Source organism: Paeniglutamicibacter psychrophenolicus (genome assembly GCF_017876575.1).
In the GTDB taxonomy this organism is placed as follows: Bacteria; Actinomycetota; Actinomycetes; order Actinomycetales; family Micrococcaceae; genus Paeniglutamicibacter; species Paeniglutamicibacter psychrophenolicus.
Genome location: NZ_JAGIOE010000001.1, coordinates 4,349,964 through 4,370,892, shown reverse-complemented (window position 1 = coordinate 4,370,892; position 20,929 = coordinate 4,349,964). Strand labels below are relative to the sequence as shown.

Here is a 20,929-nt window from a genome sequence, read left to right as displayed (position 1 = left end):
AGGGAAACAGCCATGAAAGAATCCTCCGGCTCCCTGCCGGTGGTTGGCGAGCCCGAGTGGGAAACCCTGCGGCTCACCGCGGTCGCGGCCATGGAACAGGCCTACGCGCCGTACTCGAAGTTCAAGGTCGGCGCCGCGGCGCTGACCGAGGACGGCCGGATCGTCTCGGGCTGCAACGTGGAGAACGCCGCCTACGGGGTGACGCTGTGCGCCGAATGCAACATGGTCGGCGAGCTCTTTGCCACCGGCGGCGGGAAACTGCACGCCTTCTATTGCGTGGATTCCTCCGGGACCGCGCTGATGCCCTGCGGGCGCTGCCGGCAGCTGCTCTCCGAGCACCGCGGCTCCGAAATGGTGTTGATGACACCGCACGGCATCCAAACCATGGAACAGGTGCTGCCCGACGCGTTCGGGCCGCACAACCTCTAAGCCACTTGCCCCGCCCGCCCCTTGAAGGTGGGCGGGGCAAGGTTTTCAGACAAGGGAGCATTCATGAGCACCGAGAACTTTGATGCCGTTGACATCATCCGCATCAAGCGCGACCGCGGCACGCTGTCGGGCGAGCAGATCGACTGGACCATCGACGCCTACACCCGCGGGGTGATCGCCGAGGAACAGATGGCGGCGCTGAACATGGCGATCCTGCTCAACGGCATGGACCGGGCGGAGATCTCCCGCTGGACCACCGCCATGATCGACTCGGGCGAACGCATGGACTTCTCCACGCTGCGCACTCCGGCCGGGCTGGCCCTGGCCACCACCGACAAGCATTCCACCGGCGGGGTGGGGGACAAGATCACCTTGCCGCTGGCCCCGCTGGTCGCGGTCTTCGGCGTGGCCGTCCCGCAGCTCTCGGGCCGCGGGCTGGGGCACACCGGCGGCACCCTGGACAAGCTCGAGGCCATCGCCGGCTGGCGTGCGGACTTGACCAACGCGCAAATGATGCGCCAGCTCTCCGAGGTCGGCGCCGTCATCTGTGCCGCCGGGGCCTCCCTGGCCCCGGCTGACAAGAAGCTCTACGCGCTGCGCGATGTCACAGGCACCGTCGAGGCCATCCCGCTGATCGCCTCCTCGATCATGAGCAAGAAGATCGCCGAAGGCACCGGCGCGCTGGTGCTGGATGTGAAGGTCGGCTCCGGGGCCTTCATGAAGACCCTGGAAGACGCCCGGGAACTGGCGAGCACCATGGTGAACCTGGGCACCGACGCCGGGGTGCACACCGTGGCGCTGCTGACCAACATGGACACCCCGCTGGGGCTGACCGCCGGCAACGCCATCGAGGTGGAGGAATCCATCGAGGTGCTCGCCGGCGGGGGACCGGCCGACGTGGTGGAACTGACGATCGCGCTGGCCACCGAGATGCTCGCCGGTGCGGGCGTCACGGACGTGGATGTTGCAGCCGCCCTGAAGGACGGGCGGGCCATGGACAAGTGGCGGGCCATGATCGCCGCCCAGGGCGGCGACAACGACGCCCCCTTGCCGGTGGCCAGGGAATCCGAGACCATCTACGCGCAGGCCGACGGGGTGCTCACTTCCCTGGATGCCATGGACGTGGGGGTCGCCGCCTGGCGCTTGGGCGCCGGACGCGCCCGCCGGCAGGACCCGGTGCAGGCCGGTGCCGGCGTGCGCCTGCACGCCAAGCCCGGGGACCTGGTGCGCCGCGGGGCCCCGCTGGCCACCATGCTCACCAACACCCCCGAACGCTTCGAGAGGGCCCGGGAAATCCTCGAGCAGGCAGCAACCATCGCCCCGGCCGGAAGCCGCCCGGACATGGTGCTGATCCACGAGCGGATCACCGCTTCCTGACCCCACGGTCTCTTCGAGGATGCCGCCGCGGCACCATCCGTAGCCCCGCGTTGCACCTGGTCCGAAAGGACCAGGTGCAACGCGGCGCGATTCAGCCTGCGGAATGATGCGCGCGGCGTGCAACATGCGGGAGAATGGGAACCACGCGGGGCTTGGATTCAAGACACGTTTTTCCTTGGGGGTATTTAACGTGGCCCGCACCAAATAATCGAAAGCCGGTTTCTTAGTGGATCTGATCAACGAAGCCATCGTGCACGCGGCAAACGCGTGGTGGATTCTGCCGGTCGTTTGCCTCTTTTGCTTCATCGACGGCTTCCTGCCCATCCTTCCGTCCGAGACGTTGCTGGTGGCACTGGGTGTCGTGGCGGCCAGCACCGGGATCCCCAACGTCTACCTGCTGATCCTGGCCGGCGCGGCGGGTGCGATCACCGGGGACCAGATGGCCTACCTGCTGGGACGGCGCATCGGCACCGAGCGCTTTGGCTGGATGCGCCGTCCGCGCACCCAGAAGCTCTTTGCCTTTGCCCGGCGCGAGCTGAACGTGCGCGGGGCCATGCTGATCTTCACGGCCCGCTACGTTCCCATCGGCCGGGTCGTGGTGAACCTGAGCTCCGGTGCCACGGGCTTCTCGCACCGGCGCTTCACCCTGCTGGACGTTGCCGGCTGCCTGACCTGGGCCAGCTATTCGGTGGCCATCGGCGTGGTGGCAGGGGCCTGGTTCCACGACAACCAGCTGCTGGGCATCGGCCTGTCGGTGGCCCTGGCCATCGTCATGGGCTACCTGATCGACAAGCTCTCGCATGCCATCCTGGTCCGCCTGGGCCGCCGCGGCGCACAACACGAAAACCCGGACGCCGCCGGGGACCGCCGGGGCGTGGAAGCACAGCGCCCGGTACGGGTTCCCGGGCAGGACCCCGAGCCCGAGGCAATGGCCTCGGACGGCAACTGAACAGCCGGTGGGCGTTGCGTGAACAATTGGCCCAACACCACCTCGATCCACTGTTGGAAGCAGCCGGGCCCCGCTAGCGGGAGTTTCCTAGCTATTTCGTTTTCGAAGGCCCCGACAAAAAATAAACCGCGGAATCAGCGGCGTGTCGGGGCCTTCGTTTCACCGGAATATGTATGACCTAAAGTATGGTTTATGGCATGGCGCTCTACAAGAAAACGATCAACGGCAACGTGTACTGGTATCTGCGCGAAATGGCCCGGGTCGACGGGAAACCGAAGATGGTTTCCGAACGCTACCTGGGCAGCGCCAAGGACATCGAAAAGCTCCTGGACGCCAAGGAATCCGCCACCGTGCCGGAGAAGACCCGGCACCTGGGCTTCGGGGATTGCGCCGCTGTCTGGGGCATCCTGCAACGCCTGAACATCACCGGGATCATCGACGACGTTGTTGGCCCACGACGCGCTGACGCCGGCGCCTCGGTGGGTACCTACCTGTCCCTGGCGGCGCTGAACAGGGTGGTGGCCCCCACCTCAAAGGCCGGCTTCGGTGATTGGTGGAAAACCACCGCGGCGGACCGCTTCACCAAGATCCCCGCCTCCGTGCTGGACCACCGACGCTTCTGGGACGCCATGCACAAGGTCACCCTGGAGCAACTCGCACGGATTGAGGAGGCCATCGCGTTGGCGATGATCACCGAATTCAACCTCGATATTTCCGCCCTGGCACTGGACATGACCAACTTCGCCACCTACATCGATTCCGCCAACGAGAACGCCCCGATAGCCCAGCGTGGCAAGGCCAAGCAGAAACGCAACGACCTGCGCCTGGTCGGCCTGGGACTGGTGATCACCCGCGACGGCGGCATCCCGCTGCTGGCCCACGCCTACCCGGGAAACAAGCCCGACGTCACCCAATTCCCGCTCATGATCGACGCCCTGGGCAAACGGCACCGCAAGCTCGCCGACACCGCCGGGATCCCCGGGAACCCGGAGGTGACCGTGGTGTTCGACGCCGGACAGAACTCCGCCTCCAACTTCGCCCGCGTGACCGACACCGACCTCGCCTTCGTCGGCTCCATCCCACCCTCACAGGTCACCGACCTGCTCACGATCCCGGCGAAAGAGCGGGCCATCGTGGACAAGACCAGGTTCGGCGGACTCAGCGCCATCGAAACGCGGCGCATTGTTTACGGGACCGAGCGCCGGGTGATCCTCACCCACTCACCGACACTGCACCAAAAGCAGGTCGCAGGCTTTGCCCAGACCCTGGCCAAGGCCCAGGCAAAGCTCTCGGACCTCGCCGACACCCTGGAACGCGGCAAGACCCGCCGCACCACCGCCGAACTCACCGCCCACATCGCCTCCATTACCCGCGACCCCTGGCTCCAGCGCGTCCTGGCCTGCGAGGTCACCGGAACCACACCGGCCACCCACCGGCTGAGCGTGGGCATCAACGAGAAAGCACGGACCGAACTCGAAGACGAGGTCTTCGGCAAACGGAACCTGGTCACCACCCACGAGAACTGGCCCATTGCCGAGGTGGTGGAGGCCTACCGGTCCCAGTCGGACGCCGAATTCGGGTTCCGGCAACTCAAGGACCCCCACGTGGTTTCCTTCTCACCGATGAACCACTGGACCGAACACAACATCCGCATCCACACCTTCACCTGCGTCCTGGCACTGCAGATCGCCCACCTGATGCGCCGCGAAGCCGAACAAGCCGGCGAACACCACTCCGTGCGCGAGCTGCTCGAACGGCTGGGTAGCATCGGCGAAACCGTGATGATCTATCCCTCCACCGGAGGCCGGCCCAAGGCCCGACGCATGCTCACCGAAGAGATCGACACCCACGCCACCCTCGCCGGGATCTTCGACCTCAACCGATGGGCCCCGAAGAAAAGTTAGGTCATACATTTCCGGTCATTAAAAACCGATACTGACTAGGCATGGCATGAGTATCGGAGTGATTAGCTAGGAAACTCCCGCTAGGCTTGGCGGGTGACTGACGAGATGATCCACATTGCCTATGACCCTTCCTTCGACTTCAAGTCCCTTCCCAAGGTCTCGCTGCATGACCACCTCGACGGGGGATTGCGCCCGCAAACCATCATCGAGCTGGCCGCCGCCGCGGGCCACGAGCTTCCCAGCACCAACGCCGAGGAACTCGGCGCCTGGTTCCGGGCCTCGGCCGACTCCGGTTCGCTCGAGCGCTACCTGGAAACCTTTGAACACACCATTGCCGTGATGCAGACCAAGGACGCGCTGCGGCGCGTGGCGGCCGAATTCGTCGAGGACCTGGTCGACGACGGCGTGGTCTACGCCGAGGTGCGCTGGGCACCCGAGCAGCACCAACGCGAGGGCCTTTCCCTGGACGACGCCGTCGAGGCCGTGCAGGCTGGACTCGAGGAAGCCAGCGAGCGGCTGACCGAGGCCGGCACCCCGATCCAGGTCGGGCAGCTGGTCACCGCCATGCGCCATGCCGACCGAGGCGTGGAGATCGCCGAGCTGGCCCTGCGCCACCGCTCCCGCGGTGTCGTGGGCTTCGACATCGCCGGGGCCGAGGACGGTTTCCCGCCCTCGCGCATGAAGGAGGCCTTCGACCTGCTGGCCGAGAACTTCTTCCCCACCACCGTGCACGCAGGGGAGGCCGCCGGCCTTGACTCCATCCGCGACGCGCTGATCACCGGCCGGGCCCAGCGCCTGGGCCACGGCGTGCGCATCGCCGAGGACATCGAGATCCAGTTCGGCGGGCTCGACGACGACGGCGAGGAAGTCGGCGACGACACCGGCCTGGTCAACCTGGGCCCGGTCGCCAACTGGGTCCGCGACCGCGGCATCGCCCTGGAGATCTGCCCGTCCTCCAACCTGCAGACCGGAGCCACCGCCGCCTTCGGCGACGGCATCGAGTCGCACCCGGTGGACCTTTTGGTGCAGACCGGCTTCAACGTCACCATCTCCCCGGACAACCGGCTGATGAGCGGCACCACCATCTCGGACGAGTTCGAGCTGCTGGTCGAGGCCTTCGACTACGATCTCGAGGACCTGCTGGACCTCACGCTGAACGCCGCCGAGGCCGCCTTCCTCCCGCTGGAGGAACGCGAAGCCCTGGTGGACTTCATCAACGAGGCCTACGAGCAGATGTCCGACGAGCAGAACGGCGAAGACGACGACGAGTTCGAGGACTTCGACGACGAGGACGACGACTAACCAGCCGTCCGACCCACGGGGGAGCGGATCTTCCGCCTCCCCGGCACCGGCCGCCGGTGCATCGATGCCCGTCTTGGGGCGCCGGTGCACCGGCCTCGGTGTTTAAGGCCCGGCTCCCGCCCGGGGAACGATCGAACCGAACCGGCCGCCGAGGGGCCGGCGCGCGCCAGGAAGTCGATGGTGGGGATTCGACATCAAGGGTGTAAAGACCAGGCATCCACTGCAGGATGTGACCGACATCGGAGCCGGCCCGCCGGTCCGGCGCGAGCGGTGTCCGATAGTGTTGGACGCGGGCAACGACGCCCACGGGTTTTGCATCCGGCCAGCTGCTTTCGGCAGTGGCACGCGCACAACCCCTTCGCACCAACGGGGAGAGAACCACCAGTGAGCGAGCAGGTCGACCGCCTCGTCGAGATCATTTCCCAGCTGCGCGCCCATTGCGCCTGGACCGCTGCGCTGACCCACGAATCCCTGGTCCAGTACCTGCTCGAGGAATCCTACGAGCTCACCGAGGCCATCGAGACCCACGCCCCGGATACCGAGCTGGAAGCCGAACTCGGCGACATCCTGCTGCAGGTGGTGCTTCACGCCTCCATCGGCGCCGAGCGCCGGGCCTTCGACTTCGATTCCATCGCCGCGGTCCTCGGCGCGAAAATGGTGCGACGCAACACCCACATCTTCCACCCCGACGGCAGCCTCAAGGACAGCTTCCCCGACTCGATCGCCGAGATCATCGAGTCCTGGGACCGCGCCAAGCGCGCCGAAAAACCGCTGAACGAGTCACCGACCGCGGGCATGCCCAAGAACCTGCCAGCCCTGCTCTATGCCCAAACCTTCCTCTCCCGCACCGACCGGCACGCGGCGATCACCGACAGCGGTGCCGCGTCCGGTGCGGACGGGGAAACGAACCAGGATTCCGTCGTTCCACCCGAATCGCCGCACCTCGGCGTTCCGGGGAACGAACAGGAACTGGGCGAGCAACTGCTCGCCCTGTGCGACGCGGCCCGATCCCGCGGCCTCGACGCCGAACGAGCCCTGCGCAATGTCGTGCAGCAACGCATTGCACTGGCGGAGGGCGAAACCAACGCAACAACTTCGTGAACTGGCTCTCGCCCAAGCTAGGCTAGGGGCAGGCAACGGCGCCTGCATCATGCAGAACACGTTCGACCAACATCCACACCTTGAAGGAGTACCTTCCCATGGCATTGATTGAAGCCATCCACGCCCGCGAGATCCTCGATTCGCGCGGCAACCCAACCGTTGAGGTTGAGGTCCTGCTCTCCGACGGCTCGATGGGCCGCGCAGCGGTTCCTTCCGGTGCCTCCACCGGTGCCTTCGAGGCAGCAGAGCGCCGCGACGAAGATCCCAAGCGTTACCAGGGCAAGGGTGTCCTTGGCGCCGTCAACGCCGTCATCGATGACATCGGTGCAGCCGTCGAGGGAATGGACGCCACCGACCAGCGCGCACTCGATGCCGCGATGATCGACCTGGACGGCACGTCCAACAAGTCCAAGCTGGGCGCCAACGCCATCCTGGGCGTCTCGCTCGCCGTGGCCAACGCCGCAGCCGAGTCCTCGAACCTGCCGCTGTACAAGTACCTGGGCGGCCCGAACGCCCACGTGCTGCCGGTTCCGCTGATGAACATCCTCAACGGCGGCTCGCACGCCGACTCCGATGTGGACATCCAGGAATTCATGATTGCCCCGATCGGCGCATCGACCTTCTCCGAGGGCCTGCGCTGGGGCGTTGAGGTGTATCACAACCTCAAGTCCGTGCTCAAGGAAAAGGGACTGTCCACCGGACTGGGCGACGAGGGCGGCTTCGCCCCGAACCTGCCCTCCAACCGTGCGGCCCTCGAGCTGATCACCGAGGCCATCACCCGCTCCGGTTACACCCCGGGTACCGACATTGCCCTGGCCCTGGACGTTGCCTCCTCTGAATTCTTCGAGAACGGCACCTACCAGTTCGAAGGCAAGTCGATCACCGCCCAGGAAATGAGCGACTACTACGCACAGCTGGTCGCCGACTTCCCGCTGGTCTCGATCGAGGACCCGCTGGACGAAGACGACTGGGAAGGCTGGAAGACCCTCACCGACGCCATCGGCGACAAGGTCCAGCTGGTGGGCGACGATTTGTTCGTCACCAACCCGGAGCGCCTGGCCCGCGGCATCGAGACCAACACCGCCAACTCGCTGCTGGTGAAGGTCAACCAGATCGGCACCCTGACCGAGACCCTGGACGCCATCTCGATGGCCCAGCGTGCCGGCTACTCCACGATCACCTCGCACCGCTCGGGCGAGACCGAGGACACCACCATCGCCGACATCTGCGTTGCCACCAATGCAGGGCAGATCAAGACCGGTGCCCCGGCCCGCTCGGAGCGCGTTGCCAAGTACAACCAGCTGCTGCGCATCGAGGAAGAACTCGGCGACGCGGCGGTTTACGCCGGTGCCGGCGCATTCCCGCGTTTCGGTGCATAACCAGCCGTAATTACACGTAGGCTCGTGGGGGAACTATTCTTGGTTCCCCCACGAGTTTTTGTGTTAACCCCCGAAAGCTTGAGACGACGAAGAACCCGGGGCCATGTGAAAAGGGCTCCGGACCGAGAGGGCAAAGGAGCACGATGGCCACGCGACGTCCTCCCATGCCGCGCTCCGGGACCTCGGCCAAGGGCCCGGCACGCGGGGCCGAGACCGATCCGCGGCAGGCCCCGGGCCCCGAGGCCGCTGCCTCCGAGGCACCGCCAAAGCGCCCGCGCCCGCACCGCGAAGAGCCCCGCCAGACAGAGTCGGCGCCCAAGCCGGCGGCTGCCGCCCCGCGCCCCAAGGTCGTTCCGCTGGGCCGGGTGACCGCCTCGGGCAAGCCCGCTCCGGCTTCCCCGAAGCCTGCCGCAGCGAAGCCCGCCGCGTCCAAGACGGCCCCGAAGCCGCGGACCGGACCCAAGCCCGCTTCCAAACCCGTTTCCAAGCCCGCGGCAAAACCCAAGGCCAAGGCCAGCGCCTCTCAGCGGCGCATCGAGGACAGGAACCTGCTTTCCGGTGCCGTGCGCAAGGACGGCCAGGCCGCCCCGCCCGAACCCCGCAAGGGACCTGCCGGCCCCAAGAAGCCCATTCCGGCGCGCAGCTTTTCCGGCCGCCTGCTGGCGTTGAGCATTGCGCTGTCGGTCTTCGCGGTGCTGCTGGTGCCCAGCATCGGCACCTATGCGCGCCAGCGCGACGAGATTGCCGCGCTGCGCACCTCGATTGCCGCCAAGCAGGCCGAGCAGGAGGCGCTCAAGGACCAGATCGCCCGCTGGGACGATCCGCTGTACATCAAGCAGCAGGCCCGCGACCGGATAAACTTGGTCATGCCGGGGGAGCGCAACTACATGGTCGTCGGCACCCGGCCCGAGGAAACGGCACCCGGCGAGCCAAACCAGAGCCCCAAGGAAGTCCGCACCGACCTGCCCTGGGTCGATGCACTCTTCGACTCGGCGCAGCGCGCCGCCACCGACTGAGCCGCACGGCCGCACACACACCTTTTTCATGACACACCAACGCGAGGAGATGCTCCCAACCGTGGACGCCGCGAACCAAAACCACGAAGCACTCGATGCTGCAGCCCGGGTGCCCAGCGCCGCGGACCTGGAGACCCTGTCCCGCCAACTGAACCGCCCGGTGCGCGACGTGGTGGAGATCGGCGCCCGCTGCGTCTGCGGGAACCCGCTGGTGGCCACCACCGCACCGAGGCTCTCCTCCGGGATCCCGTTCCCGACCACCTACTACCTGACGCACCCGGTGATCACCGCCGCGGTCTCGCGCCTCGAGGCCGCCGGGGTCATGAACGAGATGAACGCCGAGCTGGGCCAGGACGCCGAACTGGCCGCGGCCTACGCACGCGCCCACGACCAGTACCTGGCGGTGCGCGACGCCATTGGCGAGCGCTCGGGCACCGGGGCCGTCCCGGAAATCGCGGGAGTCTCCGCCGGTGGCATGCCCACCCGCGTGAAGTGCCTGCACGTGCTGGCGGGGCACTCGCTGGCCGCCGGCCCGGGCGTGAACCCGCTGGGCGACCGCGCGCTGGAGGCCATCGCCGAGTGGTGGACCAAGGACAGGTGCTATTGCGCAGGGGCCTGGGACACCGAGGGCCAGGCGCCCAGCCAGGACCGTTCGCGCCACGTGAAGACCCAGTCAGTGGACCCGGCCATCAAGCAGGCCCAGCGGGCGGCTGCGCGCGCCGCCCGCGAGGCCGCGGCCAACGACCCGGCCGCCGGTTCGACCGAAAAGCCCACCGCGTGAGTCGCGTCGCCGCGATCGACTGCGGCACCAACTCCATCCGCCTGCTGATCGCCGACACCCGCCAGACCCCGACGGGCCCGGCGCTGGAGGACGTGCTGCGCCAGATGCGCGTGGTGCGCCTGGGCCAGGACGTGGATGCCACCGGAGAATTCGCGCCCGAGGCCCTGGAACGCACCTTCGCCGCGATCGACGAGTACGCCGCGATGATCCGCGAGCACGGGGCCACCCGCATCCGCTTCGTGGCCACCTCGGCCACGCGCGATGCGTCGAACCGCGACGAATTCGTCGCCGGGGTCCGCGCACGCCTGGGCGTGGACCCGGAGGTAGTGCCCGGGGACACCGAGGCCGCGCTGTCCTTTGCCGGGGCTACCTCCGTTGCACCGGCCGCGCCGGGAACCCGCATCCTGGTGATCGACCTGGGCGGGGGATCGACCGAGTTCGTGCTGGGGGATGCGAACGGGCCGGTGGCCTCGCGGTCCATGGACATGGGCTGCGTCAGGCTCACCGAGCGCTTCTGGCGCCACGACATGCCAACCCCCGAGACCATTGCCGCCGCCCGCGCACAGGTCAACGCGGTGCTCGACGAGGTCCAGGAAACCGTCGACTTCTCCACGGTGGACCGCATCGTGGGCGTGGCCGGAACCATCACCACGCTCACCGCCGCCGCGCTGGGACTGGACCACTATGACTCGAACCTCATCCACGGAGCCGAACCGGGCATCGAAAAGCTCGAATCCGCCATTGCTTTCATGCTTTCCTCGGACCGTGAAACCCGTGCCTCACTTGGCTACATGCACCCCGGGCGGGTGGATGTGATTGCGGCCGGAGCGCTGATCTACGGATGCATCCTGGAACGGGTCGCCGGTGCAAGCGCGGGCAGGATCACCACCGCCACGGCCTCGGAGCACGATATTCTGGACGGAATCGCCCTGGGACTTGGCTCGGGGAACTAAACACCGCAGCCCGAAACCCCAATACGTCCCCCACGCCCCACGCTAGGAGAACACTTGAGCCAACGACTGCGCCGCATCGCCGCCACGGCACTGACCCTGGTGCTTGGCCTCACGGCCGCACTGGCCGTGGCCCCCGCGGCACTTGCCGATCCGGCCCGCGACGGGGAATGGTGGCTCAAGTCCTCCGGCATCACCAAGGCCTGGGAAGTGTCCAAGGGCGCCGGGGTCACCGTCGCGGTCATTGACACGGGCATCGACACCTCGCACCCCGACCTGCTCGGGGCGGTCACCGGAGGCAAGGACATCTCCGGCGCCGGAATCCCGGACGGCTCCAAGCCGCTGGGCACGCTGCCGGAGCACGGGACCCTGGTGGCCACGCTGCTGGCCGGGCGCGGAAACAACGGCGCGGCGATTGCCGAGGCCAAGGCGGATGCCGCGGCACAGCAGATCGCCTACGACCGGGCCGTAGAATCCGCCAAGAAGGCCAAGGAAGATCCGCCCCCGAAACCCGAGCCGATCGAAATCCCGAAGCCCGCTGCCGGGCCCGACGGCATGCTGGGCGTGGCCCCGGAGGCCAACCTGCTTTCGCTCTCGCTGTGGATGGGCACGGAGAACCCCGCCGGGATTTCCGTCGAGGACCAGGTGCCCGCGGCCGTGAAGTGGGCCGTGGACCACGGCGCGAAGGTCATCAACATCTCGCTGGGCTCCACCCAGCCGGACTGGCCGCCAAGCTGGGACACCGCGTTCAAGTATGCCGAGGACAAGGACGTGGTCATCGTCGCCGCCGCCGGGAACCGTGCCGGCGGCATGAAACAGGTCGGGGCCCCGGCCACGATCCCCGGGGTGCTCACCGTGGCCGGAATCGACCGCCAGGGCAAGGCCAGCGTCGATTCCTCCACCGAGGGCATCAGCATCGGCGTGGCCGCCCCGGCCGATCCGCTGGTCGGCGGGCTGCCCGGAGGCGGCTACGCGGATTGGTCGGGGACCTCCGGCGCCGCGCCGCTGGTTGCCGGGGTGGCGGCGATGATCCGCTCCAAGTACCCGGAAATGAAGGCCCCGCAGGTCATCAACAGGATCCTGGCGACCGCGCGCGACGCGGGCAAGCCCGGCGTCGACAACCTCTATGGCCACGGCATCCTCGATGCCTATGCGGCGCTCACCGCCGAGGTCCCCCAGGTCGAGGCGAACCCGATGAACACCATCACCGAATGGATCCGGGTGCACCGCCGCGGCGCGCAGGTCAATGCAGGTCCCACCGAGGACCCGGGCATCTCCACGGAGAAGTCCGACATCAAGGCCATCGCCGCCCCCGCCCCGTTGCCGCCGAGCGACGGCTCCGGATTCCTGCCGCCGCTGCTGGTGCTGGGTTTCGGAGGGTTGCTGCTGCTGACCATGCTGGGCGGGACCCTCCACTACACGCGCACCAAGCGCCGGGTGGCCATCGCCGAATCGACTAAGAGCGCACCGGTTTCGGCGCTGAAACTGGGTGACCGCACCGGTCGCAAGGACATCTTCGACGAGCTTCCGGAGTCCGGCGAAAACTCCTGACGGGGCGGTCCGAAGAGTGGTGTTTGCCACCTCCCGATGTATTAGTGAAGACTTTCACAAAGGGTGTTTTTGGGGATATGATGGGTACATGCCTATCACTGAACAATTTTCCGATCGCCCGCGCATTCTTGTAGTTGGCGGCGGCTACGTTGGACTTTACGTCGCAATGAAGCTGCAGAAGAAGGTCAAGGACCACGGCGGCATCGTCACCGTCGTGGACCCGCTGCCGTACATGACCTACCAGCCGTTCCTCCCCGAGGTGGCAGGTGGCCAGATCGAGCCGCGCCACGTCGTGGTGTCGCACCGCCAGCACCTCAAGCACGCCGAACTGATCAATGGCCGCGTCTCGGCCATCGACCACAAGAACAACAAGGCCGTCATCGTGCCGGTTGTCGGCGAGCCGTTCGAGCTCGAGTACCGCGACGTGGTCCTGGCCGCCGGCGCGGTCACCCGCACCTTCCCGATCCCGGGCCTTGCAGATGAGGGCATCGGCCTGAAGTCCATCGAGGAAGCCGTTGCCCTGCGCAACAGGATCCTTGAGCGCATCGAATCGGCTTCCTTGATGACCGACGCCTCCGAGCGCAAGCGCGCCCTGAGCTTCGTCGTGGTCGGTGGCGGCTTCGCCGGCATCGAGACCATCGCCGAGATCGAGGACATGGCCCGCCACGCCGCAGCCCTCAACGGCCGCATCGGCAAGGACGAGCTGCGCTTCGTGCTTGTCGAGGCCATGGGCCGCATCATGCCCGAGGTCACCGAGGACCAGGCGCTGTGGGTTGTCGACCACCTGCGCAGCCGCGGCATCGAGGTCCTGCTGAACACCTCGCTGGCCGACGCCACCGAGGGCAAGCTGGCCCTGATCAACATGCCGGACAAGTCCGCTGCCGAGACCTTCGAGTCCGACACGCTGATCTGGACCGCCGGCGTCATGGCCAACCCGATGGTTCGCTCCACCGACTTCCCCATCGAGCCCCGCGGTCGCGTCCGGACCGGTACCGACCTGCGCATCACCGGCGAAGACGGCGTTGCCATCGAGGGCGCCTGGGCAGCCGGCGACGTGTCCGCAGTGCCCGACGTGACCGGCGGCCTGCCGGATGGCACCTGTGTGCCGAACGCACAGCACGCAGTTCGCCAGGCCAAGTTGCTGGCACACAACCTGTACTCCACCCGCTACGGCGTGGGCCAGGTCAAGAACTACAAGCACAAGAACCTCGGCGCGGTTGCCGGTTTCGGTGCGAACAAGGGCGTCGCCAAGGTCATGGGCGTCAAGCTCAAGGGCTGGCCGGCCTGGATGGCACACCGTGGCTACCACGGCATGGCCATGCCGACCTTCGAGCGCAAGTTCCGCGTCCTGGGCGACTGGATGGTGGCGATCTTCTTCACCCGCGACACCCTGCAGCTGAACAACCTCGAAAACCCGCGCTCCACCTTCGTTGAGGCAGCAACCCCGAAGCCGCGCGCCTAACGGCAACCAGCGGGGCGGTGGCACCGTGCCACGGATCCCGGGCCAAAAGTGATAGGCCCACGGCCCGGGATCCGCGTACGACGGTGACATCGCCCCTTCCCATGCCAGGCACGTGCTTCGTTTCCCCAGACGGGGAACGTTCTTGTACGCTTGGTCGGGTAGGCCCCCATGGTGGAACTGGTATACACGGCTGACTTAAAATCAGCTGCCGAAAGGATTGTGGGTTCGAGTCCCACTGGGGGTACCAAATAAATGGCCTCTGCTTCCCTTTGTTTACAGGGAAGCAGGGGCCTTTTCGTTGCTTGCGTGCGCACTTCGAGCACATTTTGCCCACGGTTGGAAATGGAACTTCACGACTGCGGGTTGCTAGGCAGCTCCCCACGTAGTTTCTGCGGACGATGAAGTATCAACGAGTTCGGTGCCCTCCAGAACATCCCGACGCGGATACATGCAATGTCACGACCCGAACGGTGGCCGAGTGCTGCAATGACGTTCGCGAACAGATTGAATGCCTGTTCCCCACGGTGGGCAGGGGGTGAAATCAGCGCGGAATGCCACAGCGCTGGCAGGAGGTGTTCGCCTGGTTTGTTCCACCACAACCCTTGATCCGCGGAAGCCGTTTTGCAGGGGTCGCGGCACGGTCGACGCCGGGGGAGCTCCATGCCTCACGGGTCCGCCGTGGACAGATCGATCTCTCGTTGAAAACCGAGGGCCGCCGTTATCTGGCTGTAATCAATTACTCCTTATATTCTCGGGTTTTTTGGGTTACGTTCCTAAGTAGCCGAGGTGCCTTGGCCGCCCATCGGGCCACAGCCTAGCGGGCATACTTTTGAGGGGAATCAACATGATCGCTCCACCACGATCGCGTTTTACTCGAGGGGGCCGTTTCCTGGCCGTCGGGGCCGCACTTGCCCTGACCGCCACGGCATGCGCCGGAGGAGGCGGCAACGAACCCAGCGCCTCGCCAACGGCAACGGGTTCCGCACCGGTGGCCGAAGGCCCGCTTAAGGTTGGAACGCTGCTTCCGAGCACGGGAAACCTTTCCTTCTTCGGTCCACCCATGACCGCCGGGGTCGACCTGGCAATCAAGGAAATCAATGAAGCAGGCGGCGTGAACGGCGAGGACGTCACGGTCATGCACCGCGACTCGGGCGACACCACGACCAATATCGCCACGCAATCGAGCACCGAAATGCTCGGTCAAAACGTCTCGGCAATCATTGGCGCCGCTTCTTCGGGCGTCACCAAGACCGTGATCAACCAGATCACCGGTGCCGGCACACTCATGATGTCCCCGGCCAACACCTCCCCGGACTTCAGCACGTGGGACGACAAGGGCCTGTATTGGCGCACGGCTCCATCGGATGTCATGCAGGGCAGGATCCTGGGCAACGTCATGGTCGGCCAGGGTGCCGCGACGGTGGGCATGATCGTGCTCAACGACGCATACGGCACCGGGCTCGCCAAGAACATCCGGATGGCGGTCGAGGCGGCAAACGGCGAAATCGTCGTCGAATCGATGTTCAACGAGGGGGACTCGCAATTTTCGTCCCAGGTCGACGAGGTCGTTGCGGCAAAGCCCGATGCCATTGCGATCCTGAGCTTCGACCAGGCTCGTTCCATCATCCCGCTGCTGATCCAGAAGGGCGTTGACCCCACCACCATGTACTTCGTGGACGGCAACATCCTCGACTACAAGAAGGACTTCGATAAGGGGACCCTCGAAGGCGCCATGGGCACCCAGCCGGGATCCTTCGCGAAGACCGATTTCAAGAAGCGGCTGGAAGCGGTCAATGATTCGCTCAAGGACTGGAACTACGCGGCCGAATCCTACGATGCCACCACGCTGATCGCGCTGGCCTCCACCGTGGCCAAGTCCCATGACGGCGCGGCCATTGCGGCCCAGCTGCAGGGGGTCTCGCGCGACGGTGAGAAGTGCGGGGACTTCGCCTCGTGCAAGAAATTGCTCGACGAGGGCAAGGACATCGACTACGACGGCATTGCCGGTCCGGTGACCTGGGACGAGAATGGCGACATCACCGAGGGCATCATGGGCGTCTACCAGTACGACGGCAACAACGTGCCAAAGCCACTGCGTGAGGAGGCCGGGGCCGTCTAGGCGGCAACCGAATACCTCGGCAGGCACAAGAGGAAAGGCCGAACCGACAGGACGTCGGTTCGGCCTCTTCTTGTGCCCGGCGCGGGCCGTGGCATTGCTAAAGAGATGCGGGCGGCGGCGTGCCGCCTTCGGACTCCTCGCGTTCCACGGTCTCGGCCAGGTTGCCCAGATAGAGCTGGATGACCTTGGGGTCGTTGAGCAATTCGCGCCCGGTGCCCGTGTGTGCGTCGCGGCCCTGGTCAAGGACGTAGGCGCGGTCACAGATCTGCAGGCACCGCCTGGCATTCTGCTCGACCATGATGACGCACACGCCGGCCCTGTTGATCTCGTGGACCCGCAGGAAGGTCTCGTCCTGCCTCACGGGGGAGAGGCCCGCCGAAGGCTCGTCGAGCAGCAGCACCGCAGGTTCCATCATCAGCGCCCTGCCCATGGCCACCATTTGCCGCTCGCCGCCGGAGAGGGAACCGGCGCGCTGGTTGCGGCGCTTGCCCAACTCCGGAAAGAGCGAGGTGACGAACTCGAAGCGCTTGGCAAAGTCCTTGGGGCGCTGGAAAATGCCCATCTCCATGTTTTCCTGGATGCTCAGCGCCGGGAACACGTTGTTGGTCTGCGGCACGAATCCCAGCCCGCGGGAGACCAGCTTGTTGGCCTTGAGCCCGGTCAGGTCTGCCCCATGGACGACCACGCGCCCCGAATGGACCTTCACCAGCCCGAACATCGCCTTGAGCAGTGTCGACTTGCCGGCCCCGTTGGGACCGATGATGCCGATCAGTTCACCCTGGCGTGCCTCGAGGTTGCAGCCGTTGAGGATGTTGACCCCGGGCAGGTAACCGGCGACCAGGTCGGTGACGCTGACGACGGCGACTTCCGCTTCGGTGCTCATGGCTGCCTCCCGTAGGGATCCTGGGTGTCCGGCTCCTCATGCACCGTCAGGAGTTCTCCGGCGTCTTCCGTGCCGACAACGGATTCGGCATCCTCGCTCAAGACGTCTTCCAGGAGGGCGATGCCTTCGGGTGCACCCAGATCGACATCGTGGTGGGCCCCCAGGTACGCGTCGATGACGGCCTGGTCCTGCATCACTTCCTTGGGCGGTCCCTCCGCCACCACGCGTCCCTCGGCCATCACAATGACCCAGTCGGCGATGTGGCGGACCACGTGCATGTCGTGTTCCACGAAAAGCACCGTGGTCCCGGTGGACTTGAGGTTCTTGATGTGGTCGAGCAGGGATTGGGTCAGGGCCGGGTTGACCCCGGCCATGGGCTCGTCGAGCATGATGAGCCTTGGTTCGGCCATCAGCGCCCGGGCCATTTCCAGCAGCTTGCGCTGGCCTCCGGAAAGCGATGCGGCATAGTCTTCGCGTTTCTCGGCCAGCTTGAACATGGCCAGCAGCGAATCGGCGGTGCGGGTGAGCTCGGTCTCGCGCGCGCGCCACAGCCACGGAAACATGGCCCGCCACAGGGCTTCGCCGGGCTGGTCGGCGCCGCCGAGGCGCATGTTCTCGATGACGGTGAGCTTGCCCATGACCTTGGTGAGCTGGAAGGTTCGCACCATGCCCAGGCGAGCCACCCGGTGGGGGCGGATCCCGGCAAGGTTGTTCCCGTCGAATGTCCATGACCCGGAATCGGGGGTGTCGAAACCGGTGAGCAGGTTGAAGAACGTCGTCTTGCCCGCACCGTTGGGGCCGATGAGCGCGGTGATCTTGTGCCGCGGAATTTCAACATGGTCCACGTCCACCGCCTTGAGTGCACCGAACGAGCGGCGCACGCCCTCGGCGACGATGATGGGGTCGCGCTTCTTGCAACCGGGTGCGGCCGGCCCCACGGCAATGGGACCGGTGTCGTTGAACGGGGAGGTGTCCGGGTCCTGGCCGGTGGCGGACCCTGGCGGAATTCGTTGTGCGTCACTCATGAGAAAGCGAGCTCCTTCTTGTTGCCCATGATTCCTTGCGGGCGGAAAATCATCAGCAGCATCAGGGCCACACCCACCAGGATGTAGCGCAGCTGGCCGGCCTGGGCGCTGGAGAGGAAGGTGATGTACCCGGCCTCGATGAGCCCCAGCAAGATGCCCTGGGTCAGCGAGAGCACCACCCAGAAGATCATGGCTCCGAGCACCGAGCCGAAGACCGTGGCCATGCCACCGAGCAGCAACGCCGTCCACAGGAAGAACGTCAGCTCCGAGCCGTAGTTGGCCGGCTGCACCGCGCCGGTGGGCAAGGTGAACAGGATCCCGGCCAGCGAGCCGAACAGGCCGCCGATGACCAGCGCCTCCATCTTGTAGACGAAGACGTTCTTGCCCAGCGAGAGCACGGCGTTCTCGTCCTCGCGGATTCCCTTGAGCACCCGGCCCCACGGGCTGCGCATCAGCGCCCACACGATCGCGGCACAGAGCAGCACGATGCACCAGGCAACAATGGTCACCCACAGGCTGCGGTCATTGAAGTTCAGCGGACCCACCGGGTAGTCGCCGGGAGGGAAGGGGTTCAACGCGTAGAAGCCGCGCTCGAAGGTGGCCAGGCCGTTGGCCGATCCGGTGACGTTGGTCAGGGAATTGGTGGTGACGATGTAGCGGACGATCTCGGCCGCGGCGATCGTGACGATGGCCAGGTAGTCCGCGCGCAGGCGCAACGTGGGAATGCCCAGGAGCAACGCGAACAGGACCGAGGCAACCAGCGCCGTCAGCAACGCCACGGGCAGGGGCGCGCCAAAGGTGAGCGTTGAGATGGAGAAGCCGTAGGCGCCCACGGCCATGAATCCGGCCTGGCCGAAGTTCAGCAGCCCCGCGTAGCCGAAGTGCACGGCCAGTCCCAGCGCGGCGAGCGCATAGGAGGCGGTGATCGGGCTGACGATTTCCGTCAAGGCATTGGTGAAGATCGCTGCGAAGTCCATGATTGGTTCCTTTCCCCTAGCCCACGCGCTCGCGGCGGCCCAGCAGGCCCTGCGGCTTGAACAGGAGCACGAGGATCATGACCGCCAGTGCACCGACGTATTTCAGGTCGGCCTCCAGCCAGATCGTCGAAATCTCCACCATGAGACCGACCAGCACCGAACCGATGAGCGCCCCGAACACCGTGCCGAGCCCGCCCAGGGTCACCCCGGCGAAGATCATCAGCAGGATCTGCTGGCCCATGTTGAAGGCGACACCGGGCCGGTAGTAGGCCCACAGGATTCCGCCGAGTGCGGCAAGCATGCTGCCGACCACCCACACCATGCGGATCACACGGTCCACATCGATTCCGGAGGCCGCGGCGAGCGCGGGGTTGTCGGCCACGGCGCGGGTTGCCTTGCCGAACCGGGTCTTGAGCAGCAGCAATGCCACCACGATGATCACCACCAGCGAGACCGCCAGCGAGACGAGCGTGTTTCGCGAGATCGAAACCCCCAGCACGTCCAGGATCGGGCTTTGCGCCGAGGGCAGTTGTTCGGTGGTGCCGCCGAAGAAGAACAGGATGATGTAGCGCATGGCCAGGGCGAGCCCGATCGAGACGATCATCATGGGGACCAGTGCCGAACCGCGGTGCCGCAGGGGTTTCCACAGTCCCCAATCCTGCAGCCAACCCAGGGCCCCGCCCAGCAGGACGGCAACCACCAGGGCGGCCCAGAGCGGGAATCCCCAGGCCGAGAGCGCGAAGGTTGCCACGGCGCCGAAGGTCACCATTTCCCCGTGGGCAAAGTTGGTCAGGCCCGTTGTTCCGAAGACCAGCGACAGTCCGACCGCGGTCAAGGCCAGGAGCAATCCAAAGCTCAGTCCGGCCACCGTCCGCTCGGCCAGGATCGAACCGAAACTCCTGGTGACGGCGGCCGCGTTCTCACCGACCTTGAAAATGACACCCATGTTGGACGAGGTGGCGAATTCCACGATGCGCGGGTTCGCCTCCCCCTCGCTCAGGGGCTTGTCCGCAGGCAGCGTGGCGACGTCCAACAAGACCTCGTAGGTTCCCTTTTCGGGAACGACGATGACCCACCGACCGTTCTTGTCGGTCGTCGCCTCCGCACTGAAACCCGTGGTTGAGCTGGCCGTGATCCGTACGCCCTCGATCGGGACCGATCCGTCGCGGAGGGTTCCACGGATCGTCAGCTCTTGTTTCTGCAGGGGGACCTGGACCTGCCCGGCCGCTGTTGCCGAGGGCATCGCCAGTGCCGGCATCGCCGAGGCGAGGGTCAATCCGGCGAACAAGGCGATGAGCCCTGCGACCCCCACCCAGCGGATCACTGCTGCGTTTGCTTGACGAAACACGGTGCGAGCCCTCTCGTCGTGGCGTGGCCCGGCAACCACAAGCACCGGACACGGAAGTGACTCATCTCACTCACGTGTGCTCATCGTAGTGCCGTGGAGGGGTGTAGCAATACGGTTTGGCGGCGATTGGTTGGGGGGAAACGGTAACGGTCTGGTTAAGGCCGGGAACTTGGAGGCCGCACGGCCCCGGTGCGGTCCGGAGCCGGGGCCATGGGTGCGGCGAGGCCCGGGTCGGTCCGTTGCCCGGGTCTTGACGGTGTCGCCCACAGCGGTGGCCCCCCTTCGGCGCCCGATCCCGCGCAGGGGCGAGCGGCTCCATCTCGCCGTTTCTGCAGGCGGAGCCGGGGAGTGGCTCGAGTGCGTGGGTGCTGGTCCG

The 20,929-nt window shown here is 66.2% G+C and carries 17 protein-coding genes and 1 tRNA gene; 14 read left to right on the top strand and 4 right to left on the bottom strand.

Going from position 1 to position 20,929, the window contains the following annotated elements:
- Nucleotides 1-12 precede the first annotated feature (12 nt).
- The 14 genes from JOF46_RS19630 to JOF46_RS19565 all read left to right on the top strand — a co-directional run bounded on the left by JOF46_RS19630 (nt 13) and on the right by JOF46_RS19565 (nt 16,320).
- Nucleotides 13-429: a cytidine deaminase gene (locus tag JOF46_RS19630; protein WP_209910398.1), complete on the top strand. Its 417-nt coding sequence runs from the start codon at nt 13-15 to the stop codon at nt 427-429.
- A 63-nt stretch (nt 430-492) separates the two neighbouring features.
- The gene (locus JOF46_RS19625) at nt 493-1,806 is read left to right on the top strand and encodes a thymidine phosphorylase (protein WP_209910396.1); all 1,314 of its coding nucleotides are present in this window, start codon (nt 493-495) and stop codon (nt 1,804-1,806) included.
- A 226-nt stretch (nt 1,807-2,032) separates the two neighbouring features.
- Nucleotides 2,033-2,755 carry a DedA family protein gene (locus JOF46_RS19620; protein ID WP_209910393.1) on the top strand — a complete coding sequence of 241 codons (723 nt, stop codon included), beginning with the start codon at nt 2,033-2,035 and terminating at the stop codon, nt 2,753-2,755.
- Between the two features lie 197 nt (nt 2,756-2,952).
- Entirely contained in the window at nt 2,953-4,659 is a 1,707-nt protein-coding gene (locus JOF46_RS19615) for an IS1634 family transposase (RefSeq protein ID WP_209910391.1), read from the top strand.
- A gap of 105 nt (nt 4,660-4,764) precedes the next feature.
- A complete protein-coding gene (locus JOF46_RS19610; protein WP_209912080.1) occupies nt 4,765-5,961 on the top strand; it encodes an adenosine deaminase in 1,197 nt (398 codons plus the stop codon).
- 384 nt (nt 5,962-6,345) lie between these two features.
- Complete coding sequence (locus JOF46_RS19605) at nt 6,346-7,062, top strand: MazG nucleotide pyrophosphohydrolase domain-containing protein (protein ID WP_209910390.1); 717 nt, start codon at nt 6,346-6,348, stop codon at nt 7,060-7,062.
- A 98-nt stretch (nt 7,063-7,160) separates the two neighbouring features.
- Nucleotides 7,161-8,441, top strand: a complete 1,281-nt coding sequence (gene eno / locus JOF46_RS19600) for a phosphopyruvate hydratase (protein WP_209910388.1) — start codon at nt 7,161-7,163, stop codon at nt 8,439-8,441.
- Nucleotides 8,442-8,584: 143 nt separating this feature from the next.
- A complete protein-coding gene (locus JOF46_RS22625; RefSeq protein WP_281070114.1) occupies nt 8,585-9,457 on the top strand; it encodes a septum formation initiator family protein in 873 nt (290 codons plus the stop codon).
- Nucleotides 9,458-9,506: 49 nt separating this feature from the next.
- Nucleotides 9,507-10,238 carry a DUF501 domain-containing protein gene (locus tag JOF46_RS19590; protein WP_209912078.1) on the top strand — a complete coding sequence of 244 codons (732 nt, stop codon included), beginning with the start codon at nt 9,507-9,509 and terminating at the stop codon, nt 10,236-10,238.
- Complete coding sequence (locus JOF46_RS19585) at nt 10,235-11,191, top strand: Ppx/GppA phosphatase family protein (protein ID WP_209910386.1); 957 nt, start codon at nt 10,235-10,237, stop codon at nt 11,189-11,191. Before JOF46_RS19590 ends, JOF46_RS19585 begins: the two co-directional genes overlap by 4 nt.
- 54 nt (nt 11,192-11,245) lie before the next feature.
- Nucleotides 11,246-12,739, top strand: coding sequence for a S8 family serine peptidase (locus tag JOF46_RS19580; RefSeq protein ID WP_209910384.1), 1,494 nt, complete (start codon nt 11,246-11,248; stop codon nt 12,737-12,739).
- Between the two features lie 88 nt (nt 12,740-12,827).
- The gene (locus JOF46_RS19575; protein ID WP_209910382.1) at nt 12,828-14,201 is read left to right on the top strand and encodes an NAD(P)/FAD-dependent oxidoreductase; all 1,374 of its coding nucleotides are present in this window, start codon (nt 12,828-12,830) and stop codon (nt 14,199-14,201) included.
- A 162-nt stretch (nt 14,202-14,363) separates the two neighbouring features.
- Nucleotides 14,364-14,448, top strand: a tRNA-Leu gene (locus JOF46_RS19570).
- Between the two features lie 597 nt (nt 14,449-15,045).
- Nucleotides 15,046-16,320: an ABC transporter substrate-binding protein gene (locus JOF46_RS19565; protein ID WP_209910379.1), complete on the top strand. Its 1,275-nt coding sequence runs from the start codon at nt 15,046-15,048 to the stop codon at nt 16,318-16,320.
- A 97-nt stretch (nt 16,321-16,417) separates the two neighbouring features.
- On the opposite strand, the gene JOF46_RS19560 is transcribed toward JOF46_RS19565, so the two are convergent.
- From JOF46_RS19560 to JOF46_RS19545, 4 genes are read right to left on the bottom strand one after another with little or no spacing between them, the layout of a single operon-like run.
- Nucleotides 16,418-17,203, bottom strand: a complete 786-nt coding sequence (locus tag JOF46_RS19560; protein WP_209910376.1) for an ABC transporter ATP-binding protein — start codon at nt 17,201-17,203, stop codon at nt 16,418-16,420.
- Nucleotides 17,200-18,228: an ABC transporter ATP-binding protein gene (locus JOF46_RS19555; RefSeq protein WP_209910373.1), complete on the bottom strand. Its 1,029-nt coding sequence runs from the start codon at nt 18,226-18,228 to the stop codon at nt 17,200-17,202. Before JOF46_RS19555 ends, JOF46_RS19560 begins: the two co-directional genes overlap by 4 nt.
- The gene (locus JOF46_RS19550; protein WP_209910371.1) at nt 18,225-19,205 is read right to left on the bottom strand and encodes a branched-chain amino acid ABC transporter permease; all 981 of its coding nucleotides are present in this window, start codon (nt 19,203-19,205) and stop codon (nt 18,225-18,227) included. The genes JOF46_RS19555 and JOF46_RS19550 overlap by 4 nt, the downstream gene beginning before the upstream one ends.
- Before the next feature lie 16 nt (nt 19,206-19,221).
- Nucleotides 19,222-20,463, bottom strand: a complete 1,242-nt coding sequence (locus JOF46_RS19545) for a branched-chain amino acid ABC transporter permease (RefSeq protein WP_209912077.1) — start codon at nt 20,461-20,463, stop codon at nt 19,222-19,224.
- Nucleotides 20,464-20,929: the final 466 nt, after the last annotated feature.